A 13,779-nucleotide genomic window follows, 5' to 3' on the forward strand; every position below is an offset into this window, starting at 1 on the left:
TGGCAAGGGGAGTTATCGAGAAATATAAATAAAGAGCATGGGGGTTTTGTCTCCAGGTTGATATAAAAGGAGGAATTACCTGATGGCAGAAAAAGAAGAAAGCAGGGGCAAAAGACTACAAAAAGAACTGGCTATCCCCCAGAAGAGTGCCTGGGAGCGTTTAGAAGGGGACACCAGGGAAAAGGTTTTTGCCTTTGCCGAGGGGTATAAAACCTTCTTAAGCCGGGCTAAAACTGAACGGGAAGCCGTACGGGCCGCCCTGGAAGCCGCCCGGGGACGCGGTTTTGTTTCCCTGGCTGACCTGTCTCCCGGCCGGGGGTTAAATCCCGGGAGCCGTTTTTACCTGGAATGGCGGGGTAAAGTCCTGCTCGTGGGTATAATGGGTACGGCTGATCTGACCGAAGGCGTTAGGCTGGTGGGGGCCCATGTTGATGCGCCGCGCCTGGACCTGAAACCCATGCCCCTCTATGAAAAAGACGGTCTGGCCATGTTCAAAACCCACTATTACGGCGGTATCAAGAAATACCAATGGACGGCCCTGCCCCTGGCCCTGCACGGGGTGATTATGTTAAGGAACGGTCGCCGGGTGGAAGTGGTAATCGGTGAAGACAGCGCCGACCCCATTTTTACCATAAGCGATTTGTTACCCCACCTGGCCAAGGAGCAGATGAAAAAGAATATGGAAGAAGCCTTGAGCGGGGATGATTTAAACCTGGTGGTAGGCAGCATACCCTATTCCGGTGATGACGATGTAAAAGATAAAGTTCGCCTGGCCATTCTCCAGCTGTTAAATGAACGTTACGGCCTGGTGGAGGAAGACCTGATTACGGCAGAGCTGGAACTGGTGCCGGCCGGGCCGGCCCGGGACCTGGGTTTTGACCGCTCCCTGGTAGGAGGTTACGGCCAGGACGACCGGGTCTGCGGCTACACAGCCCTGCAGGCCATCCTGGACCTGGAGGTACCCCGGCATACGGCCCTGGTGCTCCTGGTAGATAAAGAAGAAATCGGTAGTACAGGTAATACCGGCGCCCATTCCCGCTTCCTGGAATATGCTTTGAGCGAGCTGGCTGCTCGCCAGGGTAATACCAGCATTGTCCACGTGGGACGGATAATGGCCAATTCCCAGGCCATTTCCGCTGATGTGACCGCCGGTGTCGATCCTACCTATGAAAATGTCTTCGACATGTACAATGCCTCCCGCCTGGGATACGGCGTAGTTTTAAATAAGTACTCCGGTTCCCGGGGCAAATACGACGCCAACGACGCCAGTGCCGAGTTTATGGGCCGGTTGCGGGACATTTTCAACCAGAATCAGGTCATCTGGCAGAGCGGCGAAATGGGCAAGGTGGATGCCGGCGGCGGCGGGACCATAGCCAAGTTTTTGGCCTATTTTGGTCTGGATGTGGCCGACTGCGGCCCCGCCCTCCTCTCCATGCACGCTCCCCTGGAGATAGCCAGCAAGGTGGATATTTATATGGCCTACCGGGCCTACAAAGCTTTTCTAGCCAGTTAAGGATTTTAAGCAGGAAAAGTAGAACCCCGTGCAGAAAAGTATATATAAAAGCCCTGGTACCTTGAGAGCGGATGGGCGCCAGGTGCTTTTCTTTTAAAGGGGGCATGAATGGTGGAAAAAATAGTGGATGCCCGCGGGCTGGCCTGCCCGCAACCGGTTATCCAGACCAAAAAGGCCCTGGAAAGTTTGGGGCCGGATGGAGAGCTGGTTACCATTGTCGATAATGAGGTGGCCCGGGACAATGTTTTAAAACTGGCGCGGAGCATGGAGTGCGCTACCAGCGTCAGGGAACAGGGAAATGAATACTACATCCGTATTCGCAAGGAAAGCATACCGCCTACCCAGTTGAGTGTGCATCCGGGCCAGGTATTGCTGGTAACTTCGGCCAGCCTGGGCCGCGGTTCGGAAGAGCTGGGGGGCATCCTCATGCGCAGCTTCTTTTACAGCTTGAGTGAAACGGAAGTGCTGCCCCGGCGGGTACTCTTTATCAACAGTGGTGTCCAACTCTGCTGTCAGGGTTCACCGGTGCTGGACAGCCTGCTGGCCCTGGAGCAAAAAGGAGTGGAAATCCTGGCCTGCGGCACCTGCCTGGATTATTATCATCTGAAGGAAAAATTGTGTGCCGGCAGCGTTACCAATATGTATACCATCATTGAGCACCTCATGGCTGCGGAAAAGGTAATTACCCTCTAGGGAGTGGTGAACTTGTTCTGGCAGCGCCGGCGTTACCGGGATGAGCGGCAACTGGCAGCAGCCCTGGCAGGCTGCCGGGACAAAATAGCTATAGGTTTGCGGCGGGAGCTGTGCCGGCTGGACGCCCTGGTCCTGGCCCGGCTGCTGGCAGATCTGTGGCCGCAGTTGGAGAAGAATACCCGGGAGCAGCTGGCGGCTCTGGCTGAGGAAGAAGGTTTCGTTAACGCCTGGCTGCAAATCCTGAAACAGGGAAAAGCTGGTGAGAAAGTTGCGGCGGCTACCATTCTGGGCGAGATGAGAATTAAACGTGCCCTGGGCTCTCTCCTGGCGGCCATGGGCGACCGGGACGAAGGCGTCCAGATGGCGGCAACGGCAGCCCTTATCCGTTTACGCGACCGGCGCTGCCTGGAACCGTTGCTTACAGCCCTGGCTGAACCCCGGCGCTGGCCGCCGGCGCGGGTAGCCGAGGTGTTGCTGGCCTTAGGAACAGACAGTATCCCACCTTTGCTGGATCTTCTGGGCCGGGGGCCCGAAGACGTTGCCATACGGGTAATAAATATCCTGGGCTCCTTTAACGATGAGCGGGTCTTACCGGCCCTGGAGCGCTGCCTTGAGGATGAGAGCGTTGCCGTGCGCAGAGCAGCAGCCATGGCCCTTGGGGAAACCGGCTGCGGCCAGGGCGCGGGGAGTTTAAAGAAGGCCCTGACCGATCCGGTGGGCGAGGTACGGGCCGCCGCCGCCCGCGCCCTGGGAAAGCTAAAGTGCAAAGAGGCAGAGGATTTGCTTAAGAGTTGCCTGGCCGATACAACCTGGGAAGTCCGGGTAGCTGCCGGCGCGGCCCTGGCCGAGCTGGAGGCAGCAAGGGACGAGCAAGAAATGGAAGGAGAACATCAGGATGGACTTGCAGGTTGGCGATATCGTTCAGACCAGAAAGAAGCACCCCTGCGGTAGCGACCAGTGGGAGATATTACGGGTAGGGATGGATTTTCGCCTGCGCTGCCTGGGATGCGGTCGTTTAATCCTTATTCCTCGTCTAAAAGCGGAAAAGAGCATTAAAAAAGTGATATCTAAATTGCTTTGAGCAGGGTCATGATTGGCAGGGTCTTCCTGGTAGGGGAGGCCTGTCTTTCATACAAATAATGCAAATAATTGAGGTTGAGGAGGCGCTGCCGGCATTCGGTAAGGCTGGGGATGTCGCCTGGCTTTAGAATTACGGTGGAGCAGCGGCAAGCTGTCGCTGCCTCCAGGTAGCTCCCCATAAGCACCGGTCGGCCCAGTTCGTCTTCAATGGCCGCTGCCCCGGCCAAGGCCGTGGGGCAGTGGTTGCCAAAAAACATACAGGAAGGAAATACGAAACAGTCGACTTTCTCGTGACGAACCATGCGGCGGGCTACTTCTAGACGGCCGGTTCCCGGGCAACCGGGGCAGGGCTGCATGGCAACGATTTTAGCTCCAGGAAGCTTTCCTAGAGGTCCTTTATTTTTCTCCAGGGCCAGGAAACAGAGGATATGGGCCTGGTAGCCGGGGCAACCCCTTTTCCAGTAATCGCGGCAGGAAATAATACCAACGTGAAGCATATTGAGGAACCCCTTTTTACATAACCAAATTGGTTTCGTTTTCATAACAACGATAGCAGTTTAACATATTTTTCTTCAAAAAAATGTCGGAAGGTGGCGGCAGTCTAACTTAATAATTTTAAAAAAATAAATTACAATTAAAAAATGACCGGGCCGGTATGATTACCTCCCGGCTGAAGGGGCTACCTGTATAAAAACTTAAGCCGCGCTTCATACTTACTGTAGCCTGTAGCTAAAAGTCGGGAGGTTTTTTCCTTGGCGAAACGGATTCGCAACCAAATGGGCACCCGCATCAGCGTCCATGACAGCGTTCAGGAAATGTACGAGCGTATCCATAATGAAGGCCTGAGTAATACTTTTGATCGCTTCACCCCCAGGAAAAGATCCGCTGTACATACTGCCTGGCAGGTTTGAGTTGCCAGCTCTGCACCAATGGCCCCTGCCGTATCTCCGATAAAGGGGAAGCCACCCTGGGTGTTTGCGGCATTGACCGCAATGCCATGGCCATGCGGGACATGCTCCTGCGCAATGTTATGGGTACCGCTACTTATACCCATCACGCCTATGAAGCATATCGCACCCTTAAAGCTACGGCCCAGGGCAAGACTCCCTTTACCATAACCGATAAGGATAAGCTCATGTCCCTGGCCGGCCGGCTCCAGCTGGACACCAGTGGGCGCCTGGAAGATGTGGCCATCCGCCTGGCAGACTTTTTAATAGGCGAACTTTATCGCGATTATGATGAACCTGGCAGGATGATTCAGGTCTTTGCTCCCCCTCCCCGGCAAAAAGTATGGCAGGATCTGGCCATTTATCCGGCTGGCGTAATGCATGAAATTAAAGACGCCACCGCCAGCTGCCTCACCAATGTGGACGGCGACTATTTTTCCCTGGCCCGCAAAGCCCTGCGCCTTGGCATAGCCACTATCTACGGCGCTCAGATTGGCCTGGAAATGGTACAGGAATTCTTTTTGGAACGCCCAGCTGGGATTAAAAGGGTAGCTTGCAGCTACCCTTTTTGCGCTGGGAGCCACAACACCTCCATAATTTCTTCCCCTGCCTAAATTTCTAGCCAGATACCAATAAGCGGGGCTGGCCCGCAGGTCCCTGGTATGATACAATAAACTGGTAATCTCCATTAGACGCTGGTGATAAATTTGCTGGCCAGTACATACCAGAGGTCCTATGAAGTCCACTATTATGAAACCAATTTCATGTTAGAAGCCTCACCGGTCACCGTCCTGGGTTACCTGGAAGAGACGGCCACCTGGCATTCAGAAACAGTTGGCAATACCATTGCCAGATTAAACGCTGCCGGACGGGGCTGGGTCGTCTACCGCTACCATCTGCAGATGAACCGCTACCCCCGCTGGCGGGAAAAGATAACCGTCTCCACGTGGGTGGAACGCTTCCAGCGCTGTTTTGCTTATCGCAATTTTTATATTTACGATGCCGGTGATAATCTTCTGGGCCGGGCCGCATCCGTATGGATCTTCCTGGATACCACCAGCAAAAAGCCTCTGCGGATACCGCCTGAGATAAGCGAACCTTATGGGCTTTATCCTGAGCCTGCCATTCCGGGAGGATTTGGCGAGCTGGCCGGGCCGGAAAGTCCAACTATTGTGGCAGCATTTACTGTAGGCGCAGCAGACATGGATATCAATCACCATGCCAATAACAAGAGGTATATCCACTGGCTGCTGGAGAGCGTGCCCCTGGAGGTCCACCGGCAGGCTTTTCCGGCCACCATTGAGGTTATATATAAAAAAGATGCCCGTTACGGCGATCATATCCTCAGCCAGTGCCAGGAAGTAAAGGCCGGGAACGGCATCAGGCAGTATCTCCACCGCCTCACCTGCCCGGAAAAGGAACTGGAACTGACCCTGGCCCGTACATCCTGGCAGGAACGCTAGCCCATTTATAAATACCAGGTCATATTTTATATTCTTCGCGGTAAAGGAGCACAGGTTCAGTGCGGGCAGATCTGGAAGTAAGGCTTATCCATAATGGCCGCGAATGGATAGCCGGTGATGCTAATTTTGAGGCCAGGGGTCGCACCCTGGTTGAACTGGACCAGAACATTAAAAACGCTTTGCGGAAAAGCGGCAAATTTCAGGAGGGAACAAAAGTCACGGTCCTGATGAAATTTGATTACACAACCATGCCCGATTATGCCCGGGTGCGGCAGTACATGCCCGCTTATTTCAACCGCGTGTTAGTAGTGGAATTATAGTAATGGTAACAGAGGTTGTTGGTCCCCAAGGGAAGCGGTAAAATATCTTCAGGTAAAAGGGCGGTAATAGTGAGCCTGGCCCTAAAGGAAATAGCAGTTAGCAAAGATAAGGTTTATACCTACGACGATTATTGCCGGCTACCGGAGGGAGCTCCTTACCAGCTCATCGGGGGGAACTGGTATTCACATAGTGACATTTTCCTAGTCCGCTTACAAGGTGACAATATCACAGTCCGGTGACAGAGAGTGATCGCGCAACCTTGCCCTTCGGGATCAATTATGCTATAATCAACCAGAAAAGCTTCCCTGCTCCACCGGCGGGTGGGGCCATAAGTCCACAGGGAGGAGGTGCTTGCCGTGCGCAATTACGAAGTCGTGTTCGTAATTAAGCCCGACCTGGAAGCCGAAGCTACGGCGGCGGTGGTAGAGAAGTTTACCCGGCTGATAGCCGACCAGGGCGGCCAGGTTATCGAGGTAGACCAGTGGGGCAAAAAGCGGATGGCCTATGAGGTACGCAAGTACCGGGAGGGCTATTATGTCCTCATGAAGTTTAAAGGCACGCCGGCCGTTGCCCAGGAACTGGAGCGGGTATTAAAGATTACCGACGAGGTAATACGCTACCTGATCACGCGTCTGGAAGAAAAAGCGAGCTAAAATACCAGGGGCGGTGGGAGAGGGATGTTAAACCGGGTAATTCTAATTGGCCGGCTGACGCGGGACCCCGAACTGCGCTATACGGCCAGCGGTATCGCCGTAACAACCTTTACCCTCGCGGTAGATAGGAATTATGTCAACCAGCAGGGAGAACGGGGAACTGATTTTATTCGCATCACCGTGTGGCGGAAGCTCGCGGAAACCTGCGCCAACCACTTGAATAAAGGGCGCCTGGTAGCCGTTGAAGGCCGTCTCCAGACGCGTACCTATGAAACGCCGGATGGCCAGAAACGCCAGGCTACCGACGTGGTAGCCGATGATGTCCGTTTTCTGGACTGGCCCAGGGATGGAAAGATCCCCGGCGGGGTAAATCCCGTGGCGGATATGGGCGCTGATAGCTTCAGCCAGGATTTTAGCGATATTGGCACTGAAGTAGATATGAGCGAAGATGATTTACCTTTTTAGGTAAAGGGGTGGAACCGAATTTGGCACGTGACAAGAAACGTTCCCGGAAACGGGTTTGCAGCTTCTGCGTCGATAAAATCGCACAGGTGGACTACAAGGATGTAAACCGCCTCCGCCGTTATATCAGCGAACGGGGCAAGATTTTGCCCCGCCGTATTTCCGGCAACTGTGCCCATCACCAGCGCCAGCTTACGACAGCTATAAAACGGGCGCGGATCCTGGCCCTGTTGCCATATACGGTCGAATAATTAAAAGGTAAAGTTATAGGAGGGAGGACAGCAACTCCCTCTTTTCTATATTCGCTTAATTAATGGATAATTGGGTGATAATTTCATGACCGAAGGCAGGGTAGCAGCCCTGGCCGAAGGGGCCCTCATGGTAGCCCTGACGGTGGTGCTGGTGCTCACAGGCTATTTTATACCCCTTTTTCAGGTATTTACCAATATTATCTGGACGGTACCCATTATCGTCCTGATCGTACGCCGCAGCTTGCGCCTGGGGGCAATGGCCACCTTTGTGGCCGGCCTGGCTATAGCTTTTTTTACCGGGCCGCTCAATGCGGTATTGCTATTTGTCCAGTTTGCCGGACTGGGGCTGGTCTACGGTCACCTTTTTAAGGCTAAGGCCCGGCCAGGCCAGGTGCTGGTTGCCGGAGGGGTTGTTTCCCTCTTTTCTTTGCTTTTGAGCCTGGTCCTGACTTCTAAACTGACGGGATTGCCCCTGGGGGGTATGCTCCAGGAATTTGAGGCTACAGTCAACTATACCCTGGAATTTTACCGCCGCACGGGAATGCTGGAACATATAGGCAGATCGGGAATGACCCCGGAACAGTTCCAGGCCGCCCTCACCGGCATGATCAATCTCCTTAAACTCCTGTTACCGGGGATTTTAATCTCTGCTTCTATCCTGGCCGCCTTCGTTAATTACCTGGTAGCTGAAAAGGTACTGCGACGCCTGGGCCTTATCGAGAGGGGGTTGCCACCCTTTCGTTACTGGCAGTTACCCTGGTATGCCGTCTGGGGGGTAATTGCCGGGCTGGGCCTGTGGCAGCTGGGAGATTATTACGGCCTGGCTTTTGCCCGCAAGGCAGGGATAAATATCCTTTATGTATATTTGCCTCTGTTGGTGGTTAACGGCCTGGCCGCAGTAAGCTTTATTTTTTACCGGCTGAAACTGGCTTCCTTTCTCAAGGCGGTGCTGGTGATTGTGGCCCTGGTTAATCTCCCGGTGGCTCTGGTTTCTCTGGTAACCCTGGGTTTATTTGACCCGTTTTTCAGTTACCGGCGGCGCATCAATTCGCCTGGTGAAGGAGAGTGAGGCGTTATGAAGGTTATTTTAGTTGCTGATGTACCCAAACTCGGCAACCGGGGGGCGGTGGTGGAAGTGGCTGAGGGCTATGCCCGTAATTATCTGTTGCCCCGGGGCCTGGCGGTGGAAGCTACTGCCGGACGCTTAAAGGAATTAAACCTGGAAAAGAAACGCCAGGAGGAAAAGAAGAACCAGGAACTGGAACAGGCACGGCGTCAGGCCGATATGCTCAATGGTGCTGTGGTACAGGTGACCACCCGCGCCGGTGATAAGGGCAAACTCTTTGGTTCGGTTACCAATAAGGAGATAGCCCAGGCAATTAAAAACACTTTTCATGTGGACATCGACAGGCGTAAAATAGATCTTAAAGAGCCTATCAAGGCCCTGGGCAGCTATGAAGTTACCCTGAAATTGCATCCTGAGATCCAGGCCCGCCTGCGGGTACAGGTGGTGGCAGAGGGGAGTTAAAAAGAATGTCCAAAGAGATTTTGCCCGTCCTGGCCAGCGATCGTCATATGCTGGATCGCCAGGTGGCCGCTTTATATGGTGTTTTATGCGACATTTACGGTACCGAGAAAGTAGTTTTAAGGGCCAGCAAGCTGGAAGCCCTGGATTTAATACGTTCCGATGACCTGGCAGCCAGGGTCCTGGCCCTGGAAAAATTGATCTATGAGGACCCTACCATCAATGATTTGCCGGCCGAAGAAGAGATACCCCGGATCCTGACCGCCCTGCAAGAAGAAATAGCCGACTTTATTGCCCGGCGGACGGTGGAAGAAAAGCTGGAGCAACGCGTCGCCGAAAGGCTGCAGGAGCGCCATGAAGAGTACCTCCAGGAGGTTCGCCGTCAGGTTCTAAAGGAAAATAACGGGCCGGAAAACGCCCAGACCCTTAAAAAACTGGCTATTCTGGAAAAAATGTCCCAGATAACCCTGTCCCGGACGGCCCTGGAAGCCCTGCGTCCCCGGCGTCTGGAGGAAATCGTCGGCCAGGAACAGGCCGTGCAGTCAATACTCGCTAAACTCGCCTCCCCTTTTCCCCAGCACATGATCATTTACGGCCCGCCGGGGGTAGGGAAGACGACGGCGGCGCGGCTGGCCCTGGAAGAAGCCAAGAAAATAAGCAGTTCTCCTTTTAAACCCGGGGCACCCTTTGTTGAGGTGGACGGTACCACCCTGCGCTGGGATCCCCGGGAAGTGACCAACCCCCTCCTGGGTTCAGTTCATGATCCCATTTACCAGGGAGCACGGCGGGACCTGGCCGAGAGCGGCGTGCCGGAGCCCAAGCTGGGGCTGGTGACTGAGGCCCACGGGGGCATACTCTTTATTGATGAAATCGGTGAAATGGATCCCCTGCTCCTCAACAAGCTCCTCAAGGTCCTGGAAGACAAGCGGGTAGAATTTGATTCCTCCTACTATGACCCTGGTGACGAGAGTGTTCCCCGCTATATTAAAAAACTTTTTGAGGAAGGGGCTCCGGCTGATTTTATCCTTATCGGCGCTACGACCCGGGAGCCGGAAGAGCTAAACCCGGCCCTGCGCTCCCGGTGCGCGGAGGTATTTTTTGAACCCTTAACCCCGGTCCATATCCAGACTATTATCAAGGAAGCCGCTGGCCGGCTGGGGGTTAAACTGGAACCGGCGGTACCGGAACTAATCTCCGAATATACCATTGAAGGCCGTAAGGCCATCAACATCCTGGCTGAAGCTTACGGCCTCAGTCTCTATCAGCAGCAGCGGAAAAAGGGCCGCCGGCGCCGGCTGATTACGGCGGACCATGTCTTGCAGGTCTTAAGAAGCGCTCGTCTGACGCCCTGCGTTACCGTGAAGGCCAGGGATATTCTGGAAGTAGGCCGCGTCATGGGCCTGGCCGTAGCCGGTTTTGTAGGTTCGGTCCTGGAGATTGAGGCGATGGCCTTCCCGGCCCGGGAACCGGGGAAAGGTAGTATCCGCTTTAATGAAACGGCCGGCAGCATGGCCCGGGACTCTGTCTTTAATTCCGCGGTGGTATTTCGCCTGCTGACAGGTGAGGATTTATACAACTATGACGTCCACGTTAATATTGTCGGCGGGGCCAACATTGACGGGCCCTCGGCCGGCCTGGCCATTACCGCGGCCATTATCAGTGCCGTTCAGGAGCGGCCGGTGCGCCAGGATATAGCCGTCACCGGTGAAATCTCCATCCAGGGGAAAGTCAAGCCGGTAGGCGGCGTGCTGGAGAAAATCTATGGCGCCAAGCAGGCGGGCATGAAGATGGTTTTAATTCCAGCGGAAAATGCAGCCGAGGTACCGGCCGGCCTCAAAGGGATTGTTGTCCAGCCCGTGGAAAACGTAGCCGAGGCCCTGGATTACCTGATGCCGGCGGCCAGGGCCAGGGGCCGGCGGCGGTCCCGGGCAGGAGCCTGATAACCATGGCAGGCGAACTGGAAAAGATTCCTCCCCAGAGTCTGGAGGCCGAGCAGTCCGTCCTGGGGGCCATTATGCTGGACCGGGAGGCCCTGCTTACCGTCCTGGAAATCCTTAAAGTCGAAGACTTTTACCGGGAAGCCCACCGTTTGATTTACCGCGCCATCCTGGACCTCAATGAGCGCGGTGAGGCTGTCGACCTCCTGACGGTGACGGAAGAACTCCGCCGCCAGGGGCAGCTGGAAGTGGTAGGCGGGGCTGCCTATTTGAGCTCCCTGACGGGCGATGTACCCAGTGTAGCCAATGCCGGCTATTATGCCCGCCTGGTAGCGGAAAAAGCAACATTGAGGGCCCTGGTGCAGGCAGCCGGGCGCATTACCGAACTGGCCTTAAACCAGGCCGGCGATGTGGACCAGATTTTAGATGAGGCTGAACGTCTAATTTTTGACGTGGCCGGGGGCCGGCGCCGCAGCGGTTTTGTGCCCGTTAAAGATGTCTTGATGCAAACCTTTGCCCATCTGGAGCGTTTGAGCGCTCATAAGGGTGAAGTTACCGGCATACCCACCTTCCATGACCTGGATAAACTCCTTTCGGGCCTGCATCCTTCTGACCTCATCATCTGCGCCGCCCGGCCGGGGATGGGAAAGACCTCCTTCTGTCTCAATATTGCCCAGCAGGTGGCCGTTAAACAAAAGCTACCGGTAGCCATTTTCAGCCTGGAGATGTCCCGGGAACAGGTGGTGCAGCGTATGCTGGCTGCTGAAGCCATGGTAGAACAGCACCGCCTGCGGACGGGTTACTTAACTGAAGACGACTGGGCGCGTCTGGTCAATGCCGCCGGTATTCTGGGAGAAGCCCCCATCTATATTGACGACACCCCGGCTATCTCGGCCCTGGAGGTCAGGGCCAAGGCCAGGCGCCTGCAGGCGGAAAGCGGCCTGGGCCTGGTGGTAGTCGATTACCTGCAGCTGATGCAGGCCCACCGCCGCGTGGACAGCCGCCAGCAGGAAATTGCTATCATTTCCCGGGCCATGAAGGCCCTGGCCCGGGAATTGAACGTTCCCGTCTTGGTCCTATCCCAGTTGAACCGCGGCGTTGAGCAGCGCCAGGATAAACGCCCGGTCATGGCCGATCTCCTGGAAAGCGGGGCCATTGAGGCCGACGCCGACGTGATTATCTTCCTTTACCGGCCCCAGTATTACGATCCCGACACCGATAAAAAGGGGATTGCCGAAGTTATCGTAGCCAAGCACCGCAACGGTCCTGTGGGAACGGTGGAAATGGCTTTTTTACCTGAATTCACCAAATTTGTCGACCTGGCTCCTGAACCGGCCGCTTAAGAAGGAGGTTTAAAGGTTGGCTGCAAATTCTAACCGTCTCTGGACCAGGGACTTTGTTCTCTTATCCCTGGCCAGCTTCCTGATCTTTATCGCTTTTCAGATGCTTATGCCCACTTTGCCCAAATATGTGGCCGCCCTGGGCGGTGACAACCTGGTGGTGGGCTTGACTATGGGGATTTTTACCATTTCCGCTGTCCTGGTCCGTCCCTGGCTGGGCCGGGAGATGGACCGCCGCGGCCGGCGGGGTATCTACCTGCTGGGCTTGTTGATTTTTGCCGCGGCCGTGCTGGGTTATTCCATTTCACCTTCGATTCTCATCCTGTTTCTTTTTCGCCTCCTTCATGGTGCCGGCTGGGGCGGTTCCACCACCGCCGGGGGGACCATTGTGACGGACATCCTGCCGGTGCAAAGGCGCGCCGAGGGCCTTGGTTATTACGGCCTGTTTTCCAACCTGGCCATGGCCGTTGCCCCCGCCCTGGGGTTGCTGATTATGGATCTGGCCGGTTTTAAAGTACTATTCTTTACCTCCGCAGCCCTGGCCCTGGCCGCCGCCCTGGTGGCCAACAAGATAAACATGCCGGCTGTAGCTTCTCGCGGCGGGCCCCCGCCGGCTTTTTTTGAACCTAAAGCCTTACGTCCGTCCCTTATTACCTTCTTTATGACCATTACCTATGGCGGGGTGGTAACCTTCCTGACCCTTTATGCCGCCGAACGCGGTATTACCAATATTGGCCTCTTTTTTACTTTTTATGCTGCAGCCCTGATGCTCATCCGGCCCCTGGCCGGGATGGTGGCCGACCGGCACAGCCAGGGGCTGGTGTTGGTTCCCGGTTTGCTGGCGGCGTCCCTGGCCGTCCTGATCCTGGCCCTGGCCGGCAGCCTTCCGGTTTTCCTCGTCGCCGCCGTCCTCTACGGCCTGGGATTTGGCGCCGCCCAGCCTACCCTCCAGGCCATGGCCGTGGCCGGCGTAGCTCCCAACCGCCGCGGTGCGGCCAACGGCACCTTTTTTTCCGCCTTTGACCTGGGGATAGGCCTGGGCTCTACCCTCCTGGGAGTCGTGGCCCGGTTCACCGGTTTTGCCGGCATGTATACTGTAGCCTCTCTCTTCGGCCTGGTCGGGCTGCTGATCTTTCTCCTGGGGGAAAAGGGTGCCGCTCGGGGCAAGGCAATGCCGGGCCTTTGATACCAGCCTGGTATCTTTTCCTTACCCGCGGCGTACACTACCCTTGGGTAAAAAGTAAATAGGGAAAGGAGTAGTCCCATGGCCAGGGTTATTGGTATCATGCCCAACCAGGAACAGGTGGGCGGCCTCATTGATAGCCTCAAAAACGCCGGTTTTGACCGCAAAGACATGATTGTCACCAGCTTGTCCAGGTCCTTTACGGAGCGGGAAAAACCCGATGAAATTACTTACCTGAAAACCGAACGGGATGAACTCTGGCAGGAGGGGACCGGTACCTATGCCGATTTCCTGGCCGCATTTGCCGGCCAGGGTGTGGCGGTAGCCGTGGAGGCACCGCGCCATGAACTGGCCCGCATCCGGGAAATTATGGAACAAAACGGAGCCGCAAAAATTATCCAGGACTGAACT

The 13,779-nt window shown here is 55.4% G+C and carries 16 protein-coding genes and 1 pseudogene; 16 read left to right on the forward strand and 1 reads right to left on the reverse strand.

Going from position 1 to position 13,779, the window contains the following annotated elements:
* Positions 1–82: 82 nt before the first annotated feature.
* The 4 genes from MCACP_RS00750 (at position 83) to MCACP_RS00765 (ending at position 3,287) form a co-directional block, all read left to right on the forward strand.
* Entirely contained in the window at positions 83–1,513 is a 1,431-nt protein-coding gene (locus MCACP_RS00750; RefSeq protein WP_406677506.1) for an aminopeptidase, read from the forward strand.
* 108 nt (positions 1,514–1,621) lie between these two features.
* A complete protein-coding gene (gene yedF, locus MCACP_RS00755) occupies positions 1,622–2,206 on the forward strand; it encodes a sulfurtransferase-like selenium metabolism protein YedF (RefSeq protein ID WP_406677507.1) in 585 nt (194 codons plus the stop codon).
* Between the two features lie 12 nt (positions 2,207–2,218).
* Positions 2,219–3,157, forward strand: a complete 939-nt coding sequence (locus MCACP_RS00760; RefSeq protein WP_406677508.1) for a HEAT repeat domain-containing protein — start codon at positions 2,219–2,221, stop codon at positions 3,155–3,157.
* Positions 3,102–3,287, forward strand: a complete 186-nt coding sequence (locus tag MCACP_RS00765; protein ID WP_406677509.1) for a DUF951 domain-containing protein — start codon at positions 3,102–3,104, stop codon at positions 3,285–3,287. Before MCACP_RS00760 ends, MCACP_RS00765 begins: the two co-directional genes overlap by 56 nt.
* Here MCACP_RS00765 and MCACP_RS00770 read toward each other — a convergent pair.
* Positions 3,274–3,783 (reverse strand): CGGC domain-containing protein, encoded by a 510-nt coding sequence (locus tag MCACP_RS00770; protein ID WP_406677510.1) that lies wholly within the window; start codon positions 3,781–3,783, stop codon positions 3,274–3,276. The two genes, MCACP_RS00765 and MCACP_RS00770, sit on opposite strands and share 14 nt — an antisense overlap.
* Positions 3,784–4,062: 279 nt before the next feature.
* On the opposite strand from MCACP_RS00770, the pseudogene MCACP_RS00775 reads away from it, so the two are divergent.
* The 12 genes and pseudogenes from MCACP_RS00775 to MCACP_RS00830 all read left to right on the forward strand — a co-directional run.
* Positions 4,063–4,768, forward strand: a pseudogene (locus MCACP_RS00775) (anaerobic carbon-monoxide dehydrogenase catalytic subunit); the annotation flags it as partial.
* Positions 4,769–4,940: 172 nt separating this feature from the next.
* Entirely contained in the window at positions 4,941–5,696 is a 756-nt protein-coding gene (locus tag MCACP_RS00780) for an acyl-[acyl-carrier-protein] thioesterase (RefSeq protein ID WP_406677511.1), read from the forward strand.
* A 59-nt stretch (positions 5,697–5,755) separates the two neighbouring features.
* On the forward strand, positions 5,756–6,016 hold the full coding sequence (locus MCACP_RS00785; protein WP_406677512.1) for a DUF5395 family protein: 261 nt from the start codon (positions 5,756–5,758) through the stop codon (positions 6,014–6,016).
* 357 nt (positions 6,017–6,373) lie between these two features.
* Complete coding sequence (gene rpsF, locus MCACP_RS00790) at positions 6,374–6,670, forward strand: 30S ribosomal protein S6 (RefSeq protein ID WP_406677513.1); 297 nt, start codon at positions 6,374–6,376, stop codon at positions 6,668–6,670.
* 24 nt (positions 6,671–6,694) lie between these two features.
* The gene (locus tag MCACP_RS00795) at positions 6,695–7,135 is read left to right on the forward strand and encodes a single-stranded DNA-binding protein (protein WP_406677514.1); all 441 of its coding nucleotides are present in this window, start codon (positions 6,695–6,697) and stop codon (positions 7,133–7,135) included.
* Between the two features lie 20 nt (positions 7,136–7,155).
* Positions 7,156–7,383 carry a 30S ribosomal protein S18 gene (rpsR, locus tag MCACP_RS00800; protein ID WP_406677515.1) on the forward strand — a complete coding sequence of 76 codons (228 nt, stop codon included), beginning with the start codon at positions 7,156–7,158 and terminating at the stop codon, positions 7,381–7,383.
* 85 nt (positions 7,384–7,468) lie between these two features.
* Positions 7,469–8,452: a YybS family protein gene (locus MCACP_RS00805; protein ID WP_406677516.1), complete on the forward strand. Its 984-nt coding sequence runs from the start codon at positions 7,469–7,471 to the stop codon at positions 8,450–8,452.
* Between the two features lie 6 nt (positions 8,453–8,458).
* Positions 8,459–8,911 carry a 50S ribosomal protein L9 gene (gene rplI, locus MCACP_RS00810; protein WP_406677517.1) on the forward strand — a complete coding sequence of 151 codons (453 nt, stop codon included), beginning with the start codon at positions 8,459–8,461 and terminating at the stop codon, positions 8,909–8,911.
* A 5-nt stretch (positions 8,912–8,916) separates the two neighbouring features.
* Positions 8,917–10,848 (forward strand): Lon family ATP-dependent protease, encoded by a 1,932-nt coding sequence (gene lonC, locus MCACP_RS00815; protein ID WP_406677518.1) that lies wholly within the window; start codon positions 8,917–8,919, stop codon positions 10,846–10,848.
* A gap of 5 nt (positions 10,849–10,853) precedes the next feature.
* Positions 10,854–12,188: a replicative DNA helicase gene (gene dnaB / locus MCACP_RS00820; protein ID WP_406677519.1), complete on the forward strand. Its 1,335-nt coding sequence runs from the start codon at positions 10,854–10,856 to the stop codon at positions 12,186–12,188.
* A gap of 16 nt (positions 12,189–12,204) precedes the next feature.
* Positions 12,205–13,371, forward strand: coding sequence for an MFS transporter (locus tag MCACP_RS00825; protein ID WP_406677520.1), 1,167 nt, complete (start codon positions 12,205–12,207; stop codon positions 13,369–13,371).
* A 78-nt stretch (positions 13,372–13,449) separates the two neighbouring features.
* Positions 13,450–13,776 carry a hypothetical protein gene (locus MCACP_RS00830; RefSeq protein WP_406677521.1) on the forward strand — a complete coding sequence of 109 codons (327 nt, stop codon included), beginning with the start codon at positions 13,450–13,452 and terminating at the stop codon, positions 13,774–13,776.
* Positions 13,777–13,779 lie beyond the last annotated feature (3 nt).

This window comes from Neomoorella carbonis, assembly GCF_045278715.1.
Taxonomy (GTDB): Bacteria; Bacillota; DSM-521; order Neomoorellales; family Neomoorellaceae; genus Neomoorella; species Neomoorella carbonis.

Coding starts and splice junctions, on each gene's coding strand:
- MCACP_RS00750 (WP_406677506.1), top strand. CDS start 83: ATGGCAGAAAAAGAAGAAAGCAGGGGCAAAAGACTACAAAAAGAACTG.
- yedF (WP_406677507.1), top strand. CDS start 1,622: ATGGTGGAAAAAATAGTGGATGCCCGCGGGCTGGCCTGCCCGCAACCG.
- MCACP_RS00765 (WP_406677509.1), top strand. CDS start 3,102: ATGGACTTGCAGGTTGGCGATATCGTTCAGACCAGAAAGAAGCACCCC.
- MCACP_RS00770 (WP_406677510.1), bottom strand. CDS start 3,783: ATGCTTCACGTTGGTATTATTTCCTGCCGCGATTACTGGAAAAGGGGT.
- MCACP_RS00795 (WP_406677514.1), top strand. CDS start 6,695: ATGTTAAACCGGGTAATTCTAATTGGCCGGCTGACGCGGGACCCCGAA.
- MCACP_RS00805 (WP_406677516.1), top strand. CDS start 7,469: ATGACCGAAGGCAGGGTAGCAGCCCTGGCCGAAGGGGCCCTCATGGTA.
- rplI (WP_406677517.1), top strand. CDS start 8,459: ATGAAGGTTATTTTAGTTGCTGATGTACCCAAACTCGGCAACCGGGGG.
- lonC (WP_406677518.1), top strand. CDS start 8,917: ATGTCCAAAGAGATTTTGCCCGTCCTGGCCAGCGATCGTCATATGCTG.
- dnaB (WP_406677519.1), top strand. CDS start 10,854: ATGGCAGGCGAACTGGAAAAGATTCCTCCCCAGAGTCTGGAGGCCGAG.
- MCACP_RS00830 (WP_406677521.1), top strand. CDS start 13,450: ATGGCCAGGGTTATTGGTATCATGCCCAACCAGGAACAGGTGGGCGGC.